This window comes from Streptomyces sp. NPDC048504, from assembly GCF_043200035.1.
GTDB lineage: Bacteria > Actinomycetota > Actinomycetes > Streptomycetales > Streptomycetaceae > Streptomyces.
The window spans coordinates 82,266-103,380 of the sequence record NZ_JBICXA010000010.1; the positions used below are offsets into that span (position 1 = coordinate 82,266).

General features: G+C 68.9%; 14 protein-coding genes and 1 tRNA gene. 13 read left to right on the forward strand and 2 right to left on the reverse strand.

Annotation, left to right across the window (positions count from 1 at the left end):
* The first annotated feature begins 5 nt into the window (after positions 1–5).
* From ACGFY9_RS25010 to ACGFY9_RS25030, 5 genes are all read left to right on the forward strand, one after another.
* Entirely contained in the window at positions 6–449 is a 444-nt protein-coding gene (locus tag ACGFY9_RS25010) for a MarR family winged helix-turn-helix transcriptional regulator (RefSeq protein WP_393757563.1), read from the forward strand.
* A 184-nt stretch (positions 450–633) separates the two neighbouring features.
* Positions 634–718 (forward strand) — tRNA-Leu (locus tag ACGFY9_RS25015).
* Between the two features lie 197 nt (positions 719–915).
* Positions 916–2,742, forward strand: coding sequence for a coagulation factor 5/8 type domain-containing protein (locus ACGFY9_RS25020; RefSeq protein ID WP_393757564.1), 1,827 nt, complete (start codon positions 916–918; stop codon positions 2,740–2,742).
* Positions 2,743–3,019: 277 nt separating this feature from the next.
* Positions 3,020–5,629 (forward strand): glutaminase domain-containing protein, encoded by a 2,610-nt coding sequence (locus tag ACGFY9_RS25025; protein WP_393757566.1) that lies wholly within the window; start codon positions 3,020–3,022, stop codon positions 5,627–5,629.
* A gap of 188 nt (positions 5,630–5,817) precedes the next feature.
* Positions 5,818–7,524: an MFS transporter gene (locus tag ACGFY9_RS25030; protein WP_393757568.1), complete on the forward strand. Its 1,707-nt coding sequence runs from the start codon at positions 5,818–5,820 to the stop codon at positions 7,522–7,524.
* A gap of 96 nt (positions 7,525–7,620) precedes the next feature.
* Here the strand turns inward: ACGFY9_RS25030 and ACGFY9_RS25035 are convergent, their stop codons facing one another.
* A complete protein-coding gene (locus ACGFY9_RS25035; RefSeq protein ID WP_393757570.1) occupies positions 7,621–9,216 on the reverse strand; it encodes a carbohydrate binding domain-containing protein in 1,596 nt (531 codons plus the stop codon).
* An 875-nt stretch (positions 9,217–10,091) separates the two neighbouring features.
* On the opposite strand from ACGFY9_RS25035, the gene ACGFY9_RS25040 reads away from it, so the two are divergent.
* Complete coding sequence (locus ACGFY9_RS25040; RefSeq protein ID WP_393757572.1) at positions 10,092–13,424, forward strand: lectin; 3,333 nt, start codon at positions 10,092–10,094, stop codon at positions 13,422–13,424.
* Between the two features lie 25 nt (positions 13,425–13,449).
* Here ACGFY9_RS25040 and ACGFY9_RS25045 read toward each other — a convergent pair whose 3' ends face one another.
* Positions 13,450–13,734: a Smr/MutS family protein gene (locus ACGFY9_RS25045; protein WP_393757574.1), complete on the reverse strand. Its 285-nt coding sequence runs from the start codon at positions 13,732–13,734 to the stop codon at positions 13,450–13,452.
* Between the two features lie 144 nt (positions 13,735–13,878).
* On the opposite strand from ACGFY9_RS25045, the gene ACGFY9_RS25050 reads away from it, so the two are divergent.
* The 7 genes from ACGFY9_RS25050 to ACGFY9_RS25080 all read left to right on the forward strand — a co-directional run bounded on the left by ACGFY9_RS25050 (position 13,879) and on the right by ACGFY9_RS25080 (position 20,856).
* Complete coding sequence (locus ACGFY9_RS25050) at positions 13,879–14,787, forward strand: SGNH/GDSL hydrolase family protein (RefSeq protein WP_393757576.1); 909 nt, start codon at positions 13,879–13,881, stop codon at positions 14,785–14,787.
* Between the two features lie 196 nt (positions 14,788–14,983).
* The gene (locus ACGFY9_RS25055) at positions 14,984–16,495 is read left to right on the forward strand and encodes a penicillin acylase family protein (protein ID WP_393757578.1); all 1,512 of its coding nucleotides are present in this window, start codon (positions 14,984–14,986) and stop codon (positions 16,493–16,495) included.
* Positions 16,405–17,391, forward strand: a complete 987-nt coding sequence (locus ACGFY9_RS25060) for a penicillin acylase family protein (RefSeq protein ID WP_393757987.1) — start codon at positions 16,405–16,407, stop codon at positions 17,389–17,391. The genes ACGFY9_RS25055 and ACGFY9_RS25060 overlap by 91 nt, the downstream gene beginning before the upstream one ends.
* A gap of 228 nt (positions 17,392–17,619) precedes the next feature.
* Positions 17,620–18,507, forward strand: coding sequence for a glycoside hydrolase family 19 protein (locus ACGFY9_RS25065; RefSeq protein ID WP_393757580.1), 888 nt, complete (start codon positions 17,620–17,622; stop codon positions 18,505–18,507).
* Positions 18,508–18,746: 239 nt separating this feature from the next.
* Complete coding sequence (locus ACGFY9_RS25070; protein WP_393757582.1) at positions 18,747–19,451, forward strand: DUF4232 domain-containing protein; 705 nt, start codon at positions 18,747–18,749, stop codon at positions 19,449–19,451.
* A 46-nt stretch (positions 19,452–19,497) separates the two neighbouring features.
* On the forward strand, positions 19,498–19,887 hold the full coding sequence (locus tag ACGFY9_RS25075; protein ID WP_393757584.1) for a hypothetical protein: 390 nt from the start codon (positions 19,498–19,500) through the stop codon (positions 19,885–19,887).
* 45 nt (positions 19,888–19,932) lie between these two features.
* Positions 19,933–20,856 carry a trypsin-like serine peptidase gene (locus ACGFY9_RS25080; protein ID WP_393757586.1) on the forward strand — a complete coding sequence of 308 codons (924 nt, stop codon included), beginning with the start codon at positions 19,933–19,935 and terminating at the stop codon, positions 20,854–20,856.
* Positions 20,857–21,115: the final 259 nt, after the last annotated feature.

Here is a 21,115-nt window from a genome sequence, read left to right on the forward strand (position 1 = left end):
GACGAATGGCCAACGATCAGCAGCCCACCCCCCTGGAGTCCCGGCTCGGCTACCTCCTCAAGCACGCCCAGGCGAAACTGGCCAGGACGTCGGCCGAGGCGCTGGCGCCGCACGGAGTGGACGGCCATGAGCTGGCCGTCCTGGTGGTGCTCGCCGAAGGGGAGCCGTTGTCGCAGGTCGAGGCCGCCGGGCGGCTCGGGGTCGACCGCACCACGATGGTGTCGCTGATCGACGGCCTGGAGGACCACGGCCTGGTGGAGCGGCGGCGCAGCCCCCAGGACCGCCGTAAGAACATCGTCGAACTGACACCGGCGGGTCAGGACTGCCTGTGCCAGGCCGAAAAGGCGCGCCGCGCGGCGGAGCGCCGTTTCCTCGCGCCGCTCGACGAAGAGGCGGCCGCGTCACTTGTCCGGGCACTGCGGACCCTGGTGCTCAGGGAGCGGGACTGAGTGCCGGAAACCGGCCCGTTTCCGTAGCCGATCGTTCACCCGTGGTGGCGACTTCCCGCAGGTCGCGGGCCTGTCGCGGCAGGCTCTCCCAGGGGTGGATATGCAGGTGAAAGGCGCTCCGAAAGCTTGGTATTGTTGTCCATGTCGCCGCGGGGAACACCCCCGGCCAGGCGGCAGACACCTAGTCCGGGTGGCGGAATGGCAGACGCGCTAGCTTGAGGTGCTAGTGCCCTTTATCGGGCGTGGGGGTTCAAGTCCCCCCTCGGACACTCGCAGTACGCATACAGGTGCTGGCCGATTCTCGGTCGGCACCTTCTGCGTTTCATGGCCCTACGTCAGCCGCGCCATGCATGGACTCCGGTCACAACTCTTGACGCATGGTTCACGCGGATGAAGCATGCATCGGCGAGAGAGCGCTCCCAATTCCCTCCACCGTTCATTTCCTGAACCAGGAGTGTCGCCCCCCATGCCTCCTTCCCCCACAGAAGCGTCGTCTGCGTCTGCGTCTGCGTCTGCCTCGTCCTTCGGCCGAACTCCCCTTGCCCGCCGGTCGGTTCTCGGTGCGGTGGCCGCGGCGGCGGCCGCGCCGGGGCTGCTCGCCCTTTCGTCACCGTCGGCGTCCGCCGCTCCCGACCGCGCCCTGGATCTGCCGGGAGGTGGTGATCTCGGCCCGAACGTCATCGTGTTCGACCCGTCCACCGCCGGTATCCAGGCGAAGCTGGACGAGATATTCGCCCAGCAGGAGACGGCGCAGTTCGGCACGGGCCGTTATCAACTGCTGTTCAAGCCGGGCACGTACAGCGGGCTCAATGCCCAACTGGGCTTCTACACCTCGATCTCCGGGCTCGGTCTGTCTCCCGACGACACCTCGATCAACGGGGACGTGACCGTCGACGCGGGCTGGTTCAACGGCAACGCCACGCAGAACTTCTGGCGTTCGGCGGAGAACCTCGCTCTCACCCCGGTCAGCGGCACCAACCGCTGGGCGGTCGCGCAGGCCGCTCCGTTCCGGCGCATGCATGTCAGGGGCGGCCTCAACCTCGCGCCCACCGGCTACGGTTGGGCCAGCGGCGGCTACATCGCCGACAGCCGGATCGACGGCCAGGTCCAGCCGTACTCGCAGCAGCAGTGGTACACCCGGGACAGTTCGGTCGGCGGCTGGCTCAACGCCGTCTGGAACATGGTGTTTTCGGGCGTAGAAGGAGCTCCGGCGCAGAGCTTCCCGAGCCCGCCGTACACCACGCTCGACACGACACCCGTCTCCCGCGAGAAGCCCTTCCTCTACCTCGACGGGAGTGACTACAAAGTCTTCCTGCCCGAACTGCGCACCGACGCGCGCGGGGTGACGTGGGGCAATGGCACGCCCCGAGGCACCTCGGTTCCGCTGACCCAGTTCTACGTCGCCCAGCCCGGCGTGACCGCGGCCACCCTCAACCAGGCGCTCACGCAGGGACTTCACCTCCTGCTGACCCCGGGGATCTACCACCTCGACCAGCCGATCCAGGTCAACAGCGCGAACTCCGTGGTCCTCGGGCTCGGTTACGCCACCCTGATCCCCGACAACGGCGTCACGGCCCTGACCGTCGCCGACGTCGAGGGCGTAAGGCTCGCGGGTTTCCTGATCGACGCGGGTACCGTCAACTCGGAGACACTGCTGGAAGTTGGCCCCACGGGAGCGTCGGCGGACCACTCGGCCAACCCGACCACCGTGCAGGACGTCTTCGTCCGGATCGGCGGCGCGGGCGCCGGCAAGGCCACCACCAGCATGGTCATCAACAACCGCCACACCATCGTCGACCACACCTGGGTCTGGCGCGCCGACCACGGCGACGGTGTCGGCTGGGACACCAACCGCGCCGACTACGGCCTCCTCGTCAACGGCGCCGACGTGCTGGCCACCGGTCTGTTCGTGGAGCACTTCAACAAGTACGACGTCCAGTGGAACGGCGAGCGGGGTCGGACGATCTTCTTCCAGAACGAGAAGGCGTACGACGCCCCGAACCAGGCCGCGATCCAGAACGGCGACATCAAGGGGTACGCGGCCTACAAGGTCGCCGACTCCGTGGCCACGCACGAGGCGTGGGGGCTCGGCAGTTACTGCTACTTCAACGTCGACCCGACGATCGTCCAGCACAACGGATTCGCCGTTCCGGACACCTCGGGCGTGAAGTTCCATGACGTGATGGTCGTCTCGCTGGGTGGCCAGGGCCAGTACGAACACGTCATCAACGAGACGGGCTCGCCGACCTCGGGAACGGACACAGTGCCGTCCACGGTGACCTCGTATCCCTGACCGGACACGGCAGATCCCTGACTCCGTTGTGAGGGGCGGGTGTTGCGCGAGGGCTGGACACCCGCCCCGAGGGGTGCTGTCATCCCCTCACGGCGCACTTTCCCTCGCCGGAAAGGCAGTTGGCCCAGCACCCGCCCATGCGGCGGCCCGCCCCGCACACCGTGCCGTCCGCTGCTCTCGGTTCTGTCGGCACGAAGCATGTTCTCCGTGACACCCCGTCAGCATGGCTTGCTGACAACGATGTCGAACGCTCGTCGCCCCATCGAAGGAGCCCCCCATGCCCCATCCCGAAGATGACGACCGCCCTCCCCTCACCACCGGACTGCCACCGCTGTCCAGACGTGACCTGCTGCGCTGGGGAGGGGTGGCCGCCGCAGGTGTCATCGGGGGCCTCGGCATCGGTGGGTCGCCCGCGCATGCCGCCAACTCGGCTGCAGGCGCCGCTGCTTCGACGTTCAGCCCGCTGCGCCCGCCCGCCACCCCCCTCGCCGTGCGGTCCCCGTACCTGACCACCTGGCTGGCCGGGGACAACCTGGCCGGCACCTGGCCCACCTTCTGGAACGGTCGGATCACCGCGCTGGCCGGTATCGCCCGCATCGACGGCACACCGTACGTGTTCCTCGGCGCCCCGGCGCTGCCCAGTGGTCCGACGCTCAGCACGATGACGCAGACGTCGCTTCAACTCACGGCCACCCGGTCGATCTTCACGCTCACCGGAGGCGGCGTCACACTGACGGTCACCTTCTTCTCGCCCGTGGACCTCGGCAACCTGCAGCGCCAGTGCGTGCCGCTGAGCTACATCAGCGTCCAGGCCGCCAGTGGTGACGGGGCGAGCCACACCGTGGACGTGCATGTCGACGCCTCCGCCGAGTGGGTGCACGGCGACAGCTCCACCCAGGTCACCTGGGCCAAGCAGGCGACCGGCAGCATGACCGCCCTGACCTGCCAGCCGGCCTCCCCGGGAATGCTGGCCGAGAACAACGACCAGGCCTCGTGGGGTTCGCTGGTGCTGGCCGCGCCCACCGCGAGCGGGCTGACCTGGCAGATCGGCCAGGACACCGTCGTACGGGCGGCGTCGGCCGCGAACGGGACGCTGGCCGGCACCTCCGACACCGCCCAGCCCCGCGCGATCAACGACCGCTGGCCCGTGCTGGGCCTCAACCAGAACCTGGGCACCGTCACCGCGGCCGCCCCCTCGGCGGTGTTCCAGATCGTCGTCGGCCATGTGCGCACCCCGGCGGTGAGCTACCTCGGCACGAACCTGAACCCGTGGTGGACGCACCACTGGAGCTCGTGGACCGCCATGCTCGACTGGTTCAACGGCGACCGTGCCGCCGCCCTGACCGCCGCCGTCGCCTTCGACAAGGCGATCCACGACGACGCCGTAAGCGCTGCGGGCGGCGGTGACACCGGCGAGCACTACGCGGCCGTCTGCGCCCTGGCGGTGCGTCAGGCCGTGGCCGGGACTGAACTCGTCGACCGCAACGGCTCGCCGTGGGCGATGCTCAAGGAGATCTCCTCCAACGGCAACTTCTCGACCGTAGACGTGATTTACCCCGCGTCCCCCGCCTACCTGCACCTCTCGCCCGCGTATCTGCGGCTGCTGCTCGAACCGCACTTCTTCTACGCGGAGCAGGCCGGCTGGCCCAAGGTGTACGCCGAGCACGACCTCGGCTCCAGCTACCCGAACGCGACCGGACACCTGGACGGCAACGAGGAGGCCATGCCGATCGAGGAGTCCGCGAACATGCTGATCATGGCGGCGGCCGTGGCCCAGCGCCTTCCGGCGGCCGACGCGGCCTCCTTCGCCACCGCGCACTACGCGATCCTCCACCAGTGGGCCGAGTACCTGGTGGCCAACGCCCTCGACCCGGAGAACCAGAACCAGACCGACGACTTCACCGGCTGGATCGCGCACAGCGCCAACCTCGCGCTCAAGGGCATCATCGGCATCGGCGCGATGAGCGTGATCGCCAAGGCGGCGTCCAACTCCTCCGACGCGACGCACTACTTGACGGTGGCCCGCGGCTACATCAGCCGGTGGGTCACCCTGGCCCAGGACTCCTCCGGCACGCACCTCAAGCTCGCCTACGACCAGGACGGCACCTGGAGCCTGAAGTACAACGGCTACGCCGACCGCCTGCTGGGCGTGGACCTGGTGCCGACCGGGGTGGCCACGCAGGAGGCCGCCTGGTACCTGTCCAAGGCGGGTACCTACGGCGTGCTGCTGGACCCGCGCAACGACTACACCAAGACCGACTGGGAGGTGTGGACCGCGGCCTGGCTCGCCGACCACGCCGACGCCCGCGCCATGCTGATCAACGGTGTCTACGGCTTCGCCAACAGCACGCCGTCGCGAGTGCCGTTCACCGACTGGTACGTCGTCGCCACCGGCGCCCAGCGGGGCTTCGCCGACCGCCCCGTGATCGGCGGTGTCCTCGCCCTGATGAACGCCCCGGCGGCCGACTCCGTCGCCTGGAAACGTATCCAGAACAAGAACTCCGGCAAGCTGCTCGCCGTCAGCGGCATGTCCCTCGCCGACAGCGCCGAAGTCACCCAGTACGAGGACAACGGCACCGCCGACCACCTGTGGACCGTGGTGGACAACGGCGACGGCACCGTCAAGATCTACAACCGAAACAGCGGCAGACTGCTCGCCGTCCACAACCAGAGCCTCGACGACGGCGCCCACGTCCAGCAGTACAACGACAACGGCACCCAGGACCACCTCTGGCGTTTTGTCGACAACGGCGACGGCTGGATGAAGATCGTCAACGTGCACAGCGGCAAGCTCATGGCCGTCGACGGAGCCTCCCAGGCCAACGGCGCCCAGGTCACCCAGTGGAACGACAACGGCACCTCCGACCACCTCTGGCGGCTCGTCTGATCCACCCCTGTCGCAGCCGACCTCGATGAACGCTCGGTGCGCGGGGTGTCCCGTCCGGGCCACCCCGCGCGCGAAGTCATGTCGCACATCTAGTCATACCGACTAGTCGGTACTAGCCTCCGCTCGAACGGAAGGAGCCCCCACCTCCCACCGCCTCCTCTGTCCCCGCCCGTTCCAAAGGGAGCCGTATGCCCTCCGCCTCCGCACCATTCGACACACGAGGCCCCGGTGCCGACGCGCCCGGAGCCGGTGCTCGCGGCTCGCTCGCCCGGCTGTACCGCCGTGACCTCGCGGCGTATCCGGCCACCGGGCGGCGCATGTCGTATCTGGCGATCGTGGTGGTCACGACCGTCGTGCTCTACTACATGCTCTACATCCAGTACGCGGTGGCGACGTCGATCATCACGCACTTCGACATGACCTACCGCTACTTCGTGTGGGTCTCGGTCATCGGCAACGCGGTCGGAGCCTTCGCCTCGCTCGTGGCCGGCCTCGCGGACCGGTGGGGGCGCGCGAACCTCGTTGTCTACGGTCTGCTCGTCGCCGCCCTTCTGGTCTTCTTCGGGCTGCCCAACGCCGGTGACAAGACGACGTACTTGGTGCTGTTCGCGGTCGTGAGCTTCATCGAGGGCATCGTGCTGGTCGCGACCCCGGCACTGATCCGGGACTTCTCACCGCAGCTCGGCCGCGCCACCGCGATGGGCTACTGGACGATGGGTCCGGTCATCGGCAGCCTGGTCGTCACCTCGGTGACCAGCAGCACGCTCGACACCGCCGGCTGGCAGGACGAGCTGCGCTATTCCGGGGCGGCCGGGCTGGCCGTGTTCGTCGTCACCCTGTTCGCCCTGCGCGAGCTGTCGCCGGGCCTGCGCGACCAGATCATGGTGAGCCTGCGCGACCGCGCCCTGGTCGAGGCCCGCGCCAAGGGACTCGACACGGAGGCCGTACGGCGCGGCGAGTGGCGGCAGATGCTGCGCCTGGACATCCTCGGTTCGGCCTTCGCGATCGCGGTCTTCCTGCTCCTGTACTACGCCGCCGTCGGCAACTTCGTCGTCTACTTCTCGACCACCTTCGGCTACAGCGAGCAGCGCACCAACGGCCTGGCCAACTGGTACTGGGCCGCGAACGCCCTCGCGCTGATCGTGGCCGGCCTGCTCTCCGACCGGCTGCTGGTGCGCAAGCCCTTCATGATCATCGGTGGGATCGGCGCCATCGTGGCGACGGGGATCTTCGCCTCGCTGGCCACCCACGCGACGACCGGTTACTACACCTTCGCCTGGCTCTTCGTCGCGATCGGCGTGTTCAGCGGGGTCGCCTACGCGCCGTGGATGGCGAGCTTCACCGAGACCGTCGAGAAGCGCAACCCGGCCGCGACCGCCGCGGGGCTCGCGGTCTGGGGCTGGACGGTACGGATCGTGGTCGCCGTGTCGGCGGCGTTCATCCCGGTGCTGGTCACCTCGGTCACCCCGCTCGTCGAGCACGGCGCCGAGGTGGCGGTCGCGCAGAAGCAGGCCGCCCCGGCGCTGGCGATCGTCGACGCCCACCCCCAACTCTTCGCCGAACTGGGCAAGTACACGCCGACGACGACGCCTCCCGCTCTGGCGGCCCAAGCGGTGAAGGAGGTCGGTGCCGCCGATCTGGCCGTCGTGCAGAAGGCGCAGCCGCAGCTCAAGGTGCTCAAGGAGTACGGGCCGGACGTGCAGAAGGCCGTGAAGAACGGTCCCGGGGAGTGGCGCACCTGGTGGTGGATCTGCGTGGGCGGGCAAGTCCTCTTCCTGCCCTTCGTGTTCGTGATGGCGGGCCGCTGGAGCCCGAAGAAGGCCCGCGAGGACGCCCGGGCCCACCAGGAAGCCGTCGACCGCGAACTGGCCGCGCTGGCAGGGAGCGAGGCCTGACCGACGTATGGAACGACGCCGCGGCCTGGGCGCAACTGCCCGGCCGCGGCGCATTGGTGACGTAGTGTCAACTCGGTTCTGGCCGTGTCGATTTGCTCAGCCGAGGGTGAAGTCGTCAGCGGTGACGTTGGATTGGCCGTACCAGCCGTGGACGAAGACCGTGACCGCTCCGCTGCTGCCGGTGGTGAAGGTGACCTTGAGCTGGTTCCAGGCCGAGCTGTTCGACCAGGTGCTCGCGGAGGCGCCGCCGGTGACGCCGATGTAGGCGTACGGCCCCTGGACCCAAGAGGTCAGCGTGTAGCTCGTGTTGGGGGACAGGGTGACGTTCTGGTCGCACTCGCCGGTGCCGCCGGCGCTCGGGGTGACCTGGAGACTGTGGCTGCCGCTGTGGACCGGGGTGGAGACCACCGCGCTGCCGCCCGTGCAGGTCCACGGGCTCAAACTGCCGGTTTCGAAGCTCGCGTTGGTCAGCGAGCCGCCGCCTCCACCTCCGCCTCCCGTGGTGGTGACCGTGAGGGTGTAGGCCGCGCTGTGGCTGCCCGTCGCCGCCGTACCGGTGACGGTGATCGGGTACGTGCCTGCCGCCACCGACGAACCGACCGTCGCCGTCAGTGTCGAACTGCCGCCGGACGTCACGGAGTTGGGGCTGAACGAGACACTGACGCCGGACGGTGCGCCGGACGCGGCGAGGCTCACGGACTCGGCACTGCCGGATGTAACCGCCGTAGAGACGGACGCGGTTGCCGAACCGCCCTGGGTGACCGAGGCCGAACCCGGTGACAGGGACAGGGAGAAGTCGCTGGTGGTGCCTCCGCCGCCGCCCGAACTGCCCTCGTAGGGCACGAACGCGTCCGTGAACGCGAGGCTGTTCTGGCTGATCTCACTGCAGGTGGGAAGGGAGTTGGCGCTTCCGCTGCACGCCTGGTCCCGGGTGATCGCCCAGAACGCCAGTCGGCCGACGCTGTTCTGCGCGGCGAAGCTCTCCACGGTCTGGGCATCGGCCAGTGTGAAGGTGGAACCGTCGTCGTTCTTGCCGATCATCGGTGTGATGCCGAGGTTGGCGTAGGTGTAACCGGAGTCGACGGACTGCATCTGCGCCAGCGTGGCCTTGGCCGCGGAGACCGCACCCTGGCCCATCTCGGTGCCGGTGCCGGCGTAGTAGTCCATGGCCATGATGTTGACGACGTCGATCTTGATGCCCGCGTTCTTGGCGGCCTTGAGGATGTTGACGCCGTCGCCCGTCAGCCCGCTCGTCAGCACAGGCAGGGTCATGGAGAACTGCAGGTTGGGGTTGGACGCCTTGAGGTCCTTCATCGCCTGCATCTGGCGGGCCGCGGCCGCGGTGTCCGCGATGGCGGCGCCCTCGATGTCGAAGTCGAGCTGGGTGACGCCGTAGTCGTTGATGATGGCCTGGTAGCCGGTGTCGATGCTGCTCTGGGTGGAGCAGGTCCACGCCAGGGGTTCGCCGCTGGCTCCTCCGGAGGAGACGATGACGGAGGCGCCTTCGGACTTGGCCTTGGCGATCAGGGGGTCGGTGTAGGAGTCGTTGCCGATGGGGAGCGTGTCGCCCCAGATCTGGTTGCAGCCGACGCCGAGCACGAAGGCCGCGGTGTAGGCCTTGAGCTTGTGTCCGGTGATGGCGGTGTCGAGCAGTCCTTCCTGACTGTTCGACATGTCCACGTAGGGAGCCACGGAGTAGACGCTGCTTCCCGCGGCGCTGCTCGCGGGGGGCCAGGGCGACGGTGACGCCGGTGGCCGCGAGCGCGAGGGCGGAGACGGTAGCCGCGAATCTTGCCAGGCGCATGACAGTTCCCCTTTCGGGGTGCCCGCTGGGGGAGAGGGGGCTCAGGATATTGGTACATACCAAACAGCTCGTGGAGCCCTCCGTCAAGAGGACTAGACCAACTTGGTTCGGTTGGGTCGGGTCGCGTCAACTCCGGGTAGGGGAACGGCCGTAGAGGCTGTGGCTCCCTGTTCGGCTCGCGGGTTCTCCGCAGGTGTGCGCTCGTCCTGACGGCGCGAAAAGCGCCTCTGTTCGGGAGCTAAAACTCCCGCAAAGACTCGGGCAGTTCAGTCTGCTCGGCTCGGCTCCTGGCCGGTCTCGCGCGGGGGAGCGGGGCGGGTCTACGTCCTTGACGGCCTGGGCCTGTGACGAAGTGGTGGCCGAGTTCGGAGTCGCCGGACCCGCCCCGCCCGCCGCACCCGCCGGACCAGCAAGGTTCGCCGGATCCACCGGGATCCGGCAGCGCTCACCCGCCCCGCCCGGCGCCCCGGGTCGCCCTGGTCGCACGCTTCCGCGCGAGCACGGCACCCGGCCCCGGCGCGCCTCCGCCAACCCCGCCCGCCCAGGAACTCCCCTTCCAGAAACCCCCGCTCGCCTCGTTGACACACCATCACCACGCGCGTTTCACTCGACACTCGTGCATGGCAACGTTGTCAGGCCGTGGGAGCGACCAGGAACCGTTGCCTGTCGCCGGCGTGCCGGTGTTCTCCGGTGCGCCACCACCTGATCTGCGAAGCACGAACCGCTGCGGAGGCGACCGATGGTGAGACCCCGACGTTCAGCCGTGCCACGTGACCGCAACAGATTCCGTCAACGCCTCGCCGCGGTCTGCGTGTTGGGCCTGACCGCCCTTCCGCTCACGGCGATCGGCAGCGCCCAGGCCGCGAGCGCCGCGACGCCCGCCCTCGTGACGGACCCCGCGTCCCTCGTCAACCCGCTCATCGGCACCTCCGGTGCGGTGGACACCTTCCCCGGTCCCGACATGCCGGCCGGCATGGTGCAGTGGGGTCCCGACACGACGCCCAACCGCCCCGACGGCGGCGGCTACGAGTACAACGACACCAAGCTCTCCGGCTTCAGCCTCACCCACGTCTCGGGACCCGGCTGTCCCGTCGCGGGCGACCTGCCGATCCTGCCGGTGACCGGTTCGCTGTCGGGCGACCTCGGCAGTACGTCCGTCGGTTTCAGCCACGCCGACGAGCAGGCCGCCATCGGGAGTTACAAGGTCACCGACGCGAACGGCGTCAAGACCGAGCTGACCGACACCACCCGCGCCGGTCTCGGCACCTTCACCTTCCCCGCGGGTCAACAGGCCAACCTGCTCTTCAAGTTGAGCGGCGGCGCCACGCAGGTCGACGGGACCCGCGTCCAGGTGGTCGGCGACAAGGAGATCAGCGGCGCGATCGACAGCGGCCACTTCTGCGGCGCGAGCAACAGGTACACACTGCACTTCGACATCAAGTTCGACCAGCCGTTCACCGCGAGCGGCACCTGGGTCGGCAGCACCATCAATCCCGACGCGACGTCGCTGAAGGCCGGCAAGGCCCAACTCGCCCCGCAGGTAACCAAGTCGGCCCCGTTGAAGGAGAAGCACTTCACCGTCCCGGCGAAGCCCGCCCCCACGATCCACGGGACCGGTCCACAAGCCAAGGCCAAGGCCGCCCAGCCGCCCACGACCGGCGCGAACGGCATGTACCTCACCTTCGACACCACCGCGCACCCCACCGTCAGCGCGAAGGTCGGCGTCTCGTACACGAGTGACGCGGGCGCGGCGAACAACCTCGCCACCGAGATCAAGAACTGGAACGTCGGCGCCGTGGAACGGTCCAACCACGACGCCTGGAACGCCGTACTGAACAAGATCCAGGTGGGCGGCGGATCCGCCGACCAGCAGACGCAGTTCTACACCGCGCTCTACCACGCGCTGCTGCACCCCAACGTCTTCTCGGACGACGACGGCCAGTACATGGGCATGGACAACCAGGTCCACACACTGGCCAAGGGACAGAAGGCGCAGTACGCCAACTACTCGGGCTGGGACACCTATCGCTCCCAGACCCAGCTGATGGCGCTGGTCGAACCCAAGGTCACCGCCGACGTCGTCACCTCGATGCTCAACGGCTATGACCAGACAGGCCTGTTGCCCAAGTGGGCCTCGAACAACGGCGAGAGCTACGTCATGGTCGGCGACCCGGCCGCCGGCATCATCGCCGACGCGTACGCCTTCGGCGCGACGGGCTTCGACACCGACAAGGCACTCGCCGCCCTCCAGCACGAGGCCACTGTCCCGAACAACGACCGCCCCGGCGAGTCGGTCCGGGACGCGAAGGGCTACCTCCCGCTCGACGAGAACGACTACAACTGCTGCAACTTCTATGGACCGGTCTCCACGCAGTTGGAGTACGACTCCGCCGACTACGCCCTCGCCGCCTTCGCGAAGTCGCTGGGCAAGACGTCGGTCTACGAGAAGTTCGCCACCCGCGCCCAGGACTGGATGAACGTCTTCAACCCGCAGACCGGTTACATGCAGGCCAAGAACAAGGACGGCCAGTTCGCGGGCGGTTTCACCCCCGGCACCTCCAACGGCTTCGTCGAGGGCACCTCCGCGCAGTACACGCCGATGGTCCCCTTCAACCTGCAACAGCTCATCCAGGCGCGCGGCGGCACCAAGGCGTACTCGTCCTACCTGGACAGCCTGCTCGACGACATCACCGCCCCCGGCAACACCGACGCCGACCTCAGCAACGAGCCCAGCGTCGAGATCCCCTGGGAGTACGACTACACCGGCCAGCCCTGGAAGACGCAGGCGGCCGTCCGTGAGGCGCAGCAGAAGCTGTACTTCAACGCTCCGGTCGGCTCGTTCGGCAACGACGACCTCGGCGCGATGAGTTCCTGGTACGTCTGGTCCGAACTCGGCATGTACCCGGAGACCCCGGGCACGGACACGCTGGCGCTCGGCAGCCCGGCGTTCCCGTCCGCCAAAGTGACCTTCGGCAGCGGAAAGACGGTGCTGATCAACGCGCCGCAGGCCGCGCCCGACGCGCCGTACGTGCAGTCGCTCGCCGTCAAGGGGCAGGCTTGGAACGCTCCATGGCTGACGTACCAGAAGTTCCAGGGCGCGGGCACGCTCGACTTCACGCTCGGCACGCAGCCCAACACGGCCTGGGCGTCCGCCCCTTCGGCGGCCCCGCCGTCGGACACCACGGGCGGCGGCCGGGTGCTGGCCGCGACCGGTCCCGCCAACGGCCTGGTGCTCCAACCGAGTTCGGCCGGTGACGGCACGCTCGACCTGACCAACCTCGGCAGCGCGGCCGTCACGGTGGACTGGAAGGCGACGGCTCCCTCCGGCGTCACGCCGGCCCCGGCGTCCGGCTCGCTCACGGTGCCCGCCGCAGGCAGTGCCGAGGCGAAGGTCAAGGTGACGGCGGGCGCGGACGAGGGGCTCTTCCCGGTCACGTTCGCGCTGACCGACCACAACTCCGGTGCGGCACTGTCCGGGGCGACCCTCCGGGTGGCCGTGGCCAAGGCCGGTGCGCTGTGGCCGTACAACACGAACGAGGGCATCTATCCCGACGGCGCGACCTTCTCGGGCGGTTTCGACGGCGGCGGTTGGGCCTTCTCGCAGAACGCGCTGACGGCCGCCGGCGTCACGAGCGGCTCACCCCTCACGGTCGACGGCATCAACTACACCTGGCCGACGGTGACGTCGGGCCAGCTGGACAACCTGGAGATGGCCGGCCAGACCATCTCGATGCCGGCCGGTATATCGGGTGCGTCGCTGGGTCTGCTCGGCACGGCGACCAACGCGCCGACCGACGGCAGCGGTGTCTCGGGCGCGGTGACCGTCACCTACACCGACGGCACCACCTCGCAGGGGACGGTCGCCTTCCCGGACTGGACCCTCAACGGCGGTTCCAGCAAGCCGATTCCGGGCGACACGACCGCCGCGACGACGGCCTACCGGAACACCGGGAGCGGGGGCCGGGACAGCGTGAAGACCTACGTCTTCGCCGCGAAGGTCCCGTTGGACCCGTCCAAGCAGGTCGCGTCGATCACGCTGCCGGTGACGGGTTCCACGGGCACGGATCACTTGTTCTCGTACGGCTTCGGCCAGTAGCCAACAGCCAACAGCCAAGAGTTAGTCAGCGAAGGTGGACCAGGATCCGGCCCGCGTTGGTCGGGTCCTGGTCCACGCGGGCGTAGAGCTTCTTGATGTGCTTCTGCGCCAGCACGGCCAGCACCCGCTTCTTCAGCTGGCCCGTCCCCTTGCCCGGGATGATCTGGACGGTGTCGACCCCGGTCGCGGCGGCTTTGAAGAGGGTCTGCCGCAGGGCCGTGTCGATGTCGCGATCGCTGCGGAAGTAGGGGTGCAGATCCAGGGTGATCAGGGCCATCGCCTCCGAGGTGTTCTCCAACTTTGGTTCCACGAAACGGTCGTCCCGTAGCGCGAGGAGGGATCCTCGCCTCGACCCTAGGCTCGATCACATCGAGAGAGCGACAGCTCTTCCGTGGCACCGGCCGACGCCTGTCCAATTCCCCGAGAACGATGAGGCGTTGTGTCCCCTTTCGGATTGATCGGATCGAACGGTTTCCCGGGCAGGCAGTCCCGGACGCGCCGCGCCGCCGCCGGAGTCCTGGCCGCCTCGGCCGTCGTCCCCACGCTGAGCGCGCCGACCGCGGCGGCCACCTCCACCGACGGGCCCGCCTATGTGGCGCTCGGTGACTCCTACGCCTCCGGGGCCGGACTGGCAGGCGTGAAGGACAAGGAGTGCGACCGTACGACCGGCGGCTACCCCAGTCTGATCTCCAAGTTCGCCACGTTGGCGGGGCGGAACCACACGTTCGACGACGTCACCTGCAGCGGCGCCACCACGAACAACTACTGGAATCCCAGGGGTAGTAAGGCTCCCCAGACCGACGCGCTCACTCCCCGCACGAGACTCGTCACCCTGACCATGGGCGGCAACGACGTCGCCTTCAGCAGCGTGCTGGCCACCTGCGCCCGCGTCGCCGCGACGGACCGGGAGGGCACCCCCTGCAAGCAGTACTTCACGGCGGAGGGCAAGGACGTACTGGCCGACCGCGTCGCCACCATGGAGGAGCGCGTCCACGACGTTCTCGCCGACATCAGGCGACGCAGTCCGCACGCCAAGGTGATCGTCGTCGGGTACCCCGCACTCTTCCCCGACAACAGCGTCGGCTGCGCCGAAGTCCCCTTCGCCCAGGGCGACTTCGCCTATCTGCGGGACACCACGAAGCGGGCCAACGCGGAGCTGCGACGCCAGGCGACGGCCGAGGGCGTGCACGCGTCCTACACGGACACCTACACGCCGACGGTGGGCCACGACATGTGCCGGCCCCGCGAGGAACGGTGGGTCGAGTCGCTCACCCCCGCCGCGGACACCGCGGCCGCGCACCCCAGTGAGTCCGGCCAGTTGGCCATGGCCATCGCCACGCTGCGGCAGATCTACAAGCCGTAGACGACAGACGACAGACGACGCCGGACGGACGGCAGCGCCCCGAGGCGTACATCCCCAGACTGACAGGCCGCCCGGATATCCGCCGGAGGCCCGATGACGCTCGCTCGGTCCTGCCTGCGAGGTGGCGGCCATGGGAGAACCCAGAGAACTGACCAAGCGTCATAGACGGTCCTTAGCAAGTCGGTTGGCGGCCGTCGTGGCCGTCCTGTGTCTCACCACGGCCACTGTCGCCCTGTTGCCCGCGTCCTCGTCCGCCGTGACGGGGAAGGGCGGCGAGACGGTGGCCGAGGGCGGTCACACGGTCCGGATCAGCCGGACCGAGTACGGCGTCCCGCACATCCTGGCCCAGGACTTCGACGGGCTCGGGTACGAATACGGGTACGCGTTCGCGCAGGACAACGTGTGCGAACTCGCCGACCACGTGGTGACGTTGAGGGGTGAGCGGTCCCGGTTCTTCGGGTCCGACGGAGAGCCCGGCGAGGGTGAGGTGGGCGGCTCCAACCTCGCGAGCGACACGTACTACGGCGGGCAGCTGCGCGCGGGCACCGTCCGCCAACTGCTCGCCCAGAAAGCCCCGTTGGGCCCGACGGCGGAACTGCGCCGGATGGTCGAGGGATACGCCGCCGGGTACAACCGCTATCTCCGCGACACCGGCGTCGACCACCTGCCGGACCCGACGTGCAAGGGCAAGCCCTGGGTACGGCCGATCACCGCACTCGACCTGTGGAACGTCGTCTACGACGTCAACAGGGTCACCGCGACAGTGCCGTTGGTCCCGGACATCGGCGACGCGAAGCCTCCGACGACGACCGCCGACGGCAAGAACACGGCCGCTTCCAGCGCGACAGCCGCGACCCTCGCCACTGCCACTGCCACTGCCACTGCCACTGCCACTGCCACTGCCACTGCCACAACCACAGCCACAGCCACAGCTCCCGGCATCGGCAGCAACGGCTGGGCCCTGGGCCGTGACGCCACTCGCACAGGCAACGCCATGGTCCTCGCCAACCCCCACCTCCCCTGGGCGGTCGGCTACTTCCGTTTCTACCAAGTGCAGTTGACGATCCCCGGCACCCTGGACGTCACCGGTGCCGGCCTCTACGGCACACCCCTGGTCGAGATCGGCCACAACAGCACCCTCGCCTGGACGCACACCGCGACCGACGCCCAGCACGCTTCCCTCTACGCGCTCAAGCTCGCACCCGGCGACCCGACCAGCTACGTGCTCGACGGCAGGACCGTGCCGATGGAGCGTCGTACGGTCCCGGTCACCGTCCGGGACGCGAACGGTGACCTCTCGACCGTCCAACGGACCCTGTACTCCTCGCACTTCGGGGCCGTCCTGTCCACCGGCTGGACCGCGACGACCGCCTACGCGATCCGTGACGTCAACGCCGGCAACCTGCGCTCCATGAACACCTGGCTGGCCATGGGCAAGGCGCGGAACCTCACCCAACTCCGCGCCACCCAGGACGAGTTCCAGGGCATTCCCTGGACCTACACCCTTGCGGCCGACACCAGTGGCGGCACGTACTTCACCGACTCCTCGGCCGTCCCGCACCTCACCGATGCCCACTCGCCCACTGCACCCTCCCGGACGACTCGGGGCCGAGCGCCCTGGACGGTTCGACGTCGGCCTGTGCCTGGGGGAGTGACCCCGACGCACTCGTCCCCGGCATCTATGGACCCGCGCACCAGCCGAAGTTGAGCCGCACCGACTACGTCGCCAACTCCAACAACGGCCTCCAGTACGTCAATCCGGAGGCGCAGATCACCGGCCTCCCGGGCGTGTACGACACCGATCCCCACCTCGACGGACGGGCCCAGCTCGGACTCCGCATGATCGCCCAACGCCGGGACGGCACCGACGGGTTGGGCGCCCCGGGCTTCACCGAAAGCACCCTGCGCGACTCGATGCTCGGCAACCGCGTCCTGTCGGCCGAGACGGGCCGCGACGACATCGTCGGCCTGTGCCGCGCCCACCCGAGCCTGACGGCCACGGACGGTACGGCGGTCGACGTGCGGCAGGCTTGCACGACTCTCGCCCGCTGGGACACCCGCGCCGACACCACCAGCCGGGGCATCGTGCTCTGGAGCGCGTTCTACAACCGTCTCCTCGACGGCGGTCCGCCCGACACCTGGCGCCGCGTCCCCTACGACCCCGCCCAACCCCTCACCACACCAAGGGGATTCAACGGCGAGGACCCGCGCGTCCAACGTTCCCTGGCCGACGCGGTCCAGGACTTCGCGGCCCGTGACCTCCCGGTCGACGTCGAACTCGGCGCCGTACAGAAGTGGGACGGCATCCCGCTGCCCGGCTGTGACGCGGGCTGTTTCGACGTCGTGGAGGCGAGCCCCGACTCGGGCACCGGCACCCCGACCGTCGGCGCCTTCGGCAGCAGCTTCCTGATGACCGTCGAACTGACCCGCGATGGGCCGCGCGCCCACACCCTCCTCACTTACGGCCAGTCGGCGAACCCGACATCGCCCCACTTCTCGGACCAGACCCGCCTGTTCTCGCGCAAGCAGTGGGTCACCGAACGGTTCACCCAAGCGGAGATCTCCGGCGACCCGGGTCTGGAGGTGACGACTCTGCGCAGGTGACAGGGGTCGACGTCGCGCGGGCCGGTCGTAACTCGGCGGCCGGGGTGTGGGGTTGACTGGTCTATACCCTTGACTGGTACATACCAATACGGTTCAGTGAGGGGCGTCATCCCCCACCACGGCCGCCCCCCACGCCGGGACCGGTCCAACCGGCCCGTGCGCACCAAGGCTCCGCTTCGCCCTGCCCCTGGCGGGGTACGGCCGTGCTCCACAGAGGAGTTGAACCCTGTGTCGAGACGCCGCATCGCCGCAGTACTGACCGCACTCGTCCTCGGTAGCCTTACGCCCGTGGTCCTTCCCGCCGCAGGCGCGTCCGCCGCCTCCTGTTCCAGCTATCCGAACTGGGTGGCCGGCCAGTCGTACGTCACCGGCCAGATCGTCCGGTACACCGACGGCAAGGCGTACATCGCCGAGCACGACAACCCGGGCTACGACCCCGTCATCAGCACCTGGTACTGGGAGCCGTACGCCTGCGACGGCTCCGGCACGCCCGTGGGCAACTTCGTGGTGAGCGAGGCCCAGTTCAACCAGATGTTCCCGAGCCGGAACTCCTTCTACACGTACAGCGGTCTCACCGCCGCCCTCAGCGCCTACCCGGGTTTCGCGAACACCGGCAGCGACACCACGAAGAAGCAGGAGGCCGCCGCCTTCCTCGCCAACGTCAGCCACGAGACGGGCGGGTTGGTGTACATCGTCGAGCAGAACACCGCCAACTACCCGACGTACTGCGACTGGAGCCAGTCGTACGGCTGCCCCGCCGGTCAGGCCGCCTACTACGGGCGCGGTCCGTTGCAGATCAGCTGGAACTTCAACTACAAGGCGGCGGGCGACGCGCTCGGCATCGACCTGCTGGGCAATCCCTGGCTGGTGCAGAACGACTCGGCCGTGGCCTGGAAGACCGCGCTCTGGTACTGGAACACCCAGAGCGGTCCCGGCTCCATGACCCCGCACAACGCGATGGTCAACGGCGCCGGCTTCGGCCAGACCATCCGCAGCATCAACGGCTCGATCGAGTGCGACGGCAAGAGCCCCGCCCAGGTGCAGAGCCGCGTGGACGCCTACACGCGGTTCACCTCGATCCTCGGCACCAGCACCGGGGCCAACCTCTACTGCTGATCGTGCGGTACGGGCACCGGCTGGACCGTTCCAACGGCCGGTGCCCGTCCCACCCGCGCGTTCCAGGGAAGGTACGTTCCCGCAGGTCAGCACCTGTGTGAGCGTTCCAGCTTCCCGTTTCCCCCGACTGTTCTGGCGGCTGGGACGAATCGCCGCGCAAGCTGCGGTTGTTCGCAGCGAGACCCACCACGAAACCCGGTGGCTCGCCTTCCAGCACCGCACTCAGGGGGAACCCGATCATGTCCGACACCGTCTTCCGCCGCCGTACGGCACTCCTCACCGCGACCATCGCCGCGGCCGCCTCGCTCGCACTGACCGCCTGCGGCACCGACCTGGACTCGGCGGCCGAGAAGACCCCGACCGTCGCCGCCGACAACGGCATCTCCTCGACCGCGACGCCCAAGGCGGACGCCGGGGACACCAAGGCCGCGGCCTCCGGTACGGACGCGGCCGTGACCTCGAACTCGGGCCGCAGCAGCACCACCGCCAAGGGGTCCACCGGGTCCAAGGGGTCGACCTCAGCCATCGTCACCTGCGCCGGCGCCAACACCAAGGTCACCGCGCAGACCGTTACGCGTCCGCTGAACCACCTGCTGCTGACCGTCAAGAACACCGGCTCCAAGACCTGCTACCTGTACGGCTATCCGGCCCTGAACTTCCAGGACGCCCAGTCCGTGCCCCCGGTCGACGAGGACACGCAGCCGCAGGCGGTCACCACGCTCCGCCCCGGACAGTCGGGCTACGCGGGCGTCCTCCTCTCCGCCGCCGACGGCAGCGGCTCGGGCGGCCGCACCGCGAAGACGCTCAAGGTGATCTTCCAGAACCGCGCGCTCGACTTCGTGGGCTCGGGCGTCAAGGTCGCACTGCCCAGCAAGGGCGTCTACATCGACAGCTCCCTGACCACCACCTACTGGCTGACCGACCCCCAGGACGCCCTCAACTAGGCAGTCCGTGCCGCGAAGTTCCCTGCCGCACAGAGAGGACGCAGGTGTGCCCAGTACATCGAACAACGTGAACCGGCGGCCCGATCCCGGAGCGCCCGCGCACGAGCACTTCGAGGTGGTGTGGCACACCTCGTCCGACGGCGCGTTCAAGAGAGCGGGCGTGCTGGTCTGGGAGATCATCGGCATCGCGGTCGGCCTGCGGTCCGCCGACGAGGTGCAGCCGAGCGCCATCGAGATCCGCGCGTGCGAAGGCCCGATCGTCGTCAGGTTCACCTACGGCGACGACCGCGAACTCGCCCGCAGGCACAGCGCGTTGGTGGAACGCCGGCTCTGGAGCTGCACGGTGGGGGAGTTCCTCGCCTTCCTCCGTGAGACGGCCGCGCCCCCGGCGACGCAACCCGAATCACCGGATTCACCTCTCTTGGACTGTGCGTAGCCGGACCCATTCGAACCACTTGAACCAGTCGAGGAGACATCCCCCATGTTCGACAGCTCCCCTCCGGCGGACCGGCGCCTGAGCCGCCGTGTCACAGCGCTCGCCGTGGCCGGTACGGCCCTCTCGCTCGCCGTCCCCGTCTCGGCCACGGCCGTCTCCGGCGCCGGCCGCGCCGCCGCTGCCCCCGACCCGGTGTCCTCCTTCTCGTTCACCGCCCAGGAACGCAAGGACGCCCTCGCCTACTGGAGCCCGGCCCGGATCAAGGCCGTAGGAAAGTCGGTGGACCTGGGCCCGACCGGGCCGAAGACCAAGACGTGGACCGGTCCACAGCTGAAGACCGTGGGGCGGATGTTCATGGTCAACGCCGCGGGGGCCGACACCTGGTGCACGGCCACCGCCGTGACGAGCGCCAACCGTTCCGTGGTGATGACCGCGGGACACTGCGTCCGCCGCTCCGCCTCACCCGACAACACCAACATGTCGATCGTCTTCGTCCCGGCCTACAGCAAGGGCAGGCAGCCGTACGGGGCCTTCGCGGTGCGTACCGTCCTGACGCCGCGGACCTTCGCGGAGGAGGGCACGAACGACGTGGCCGCGATGGTCGTCGACGCCGACAAGAGCGGTCGTAAGCTCACGGACGTCGTGGGCGGGACGCCGGTCGCGTTCAACCGGGCGGTCGGCGGCACGATCTCCTCCTTCGGCTATCCCGCCACCCATCCGCAGCTCGGCGAGGAACTCCTGCGCTGTGTGGGCGCGGCGAAGAAGGAGAACGGCCAGCAGATGATCCCCTGCGACATGACCGGCGGCTCCAGCGGCGGCCCGTGGCTGGCCGACTTCAAGGAGGCCACCGGGAAGGGCACCCTCGTGTCGGTCAACAGCGGGCTGGACGGCTTCACGCCGACCAAGATGTACGGCGAGATCCTCGGCGCCACGGCCAAGACGATGTACGGGCGGGCCGAACGCGGCTGATCCCCGGGCCCTTTGAGGAGGGCTGCCCCCGCCGACAGGGGCAGCCCCGCGCGCATACCGCCAGGGGAGGTGCGGTGCCGGATGCCTTGCCATGACAGCCGTGGGGTTGACCAACACTGCCGGCCCCGACACTTCCCGTTCCCCTGGCGGTAGGACCAGCTTGGGGCGGCGGGCGGGTGCGGGGGGAGTGAACTCCCGTAGATCGGTGGCGATATGGGTGCACGTAGGCGTCGGCGCGGGGCTCGGAGGGGGTACGTAG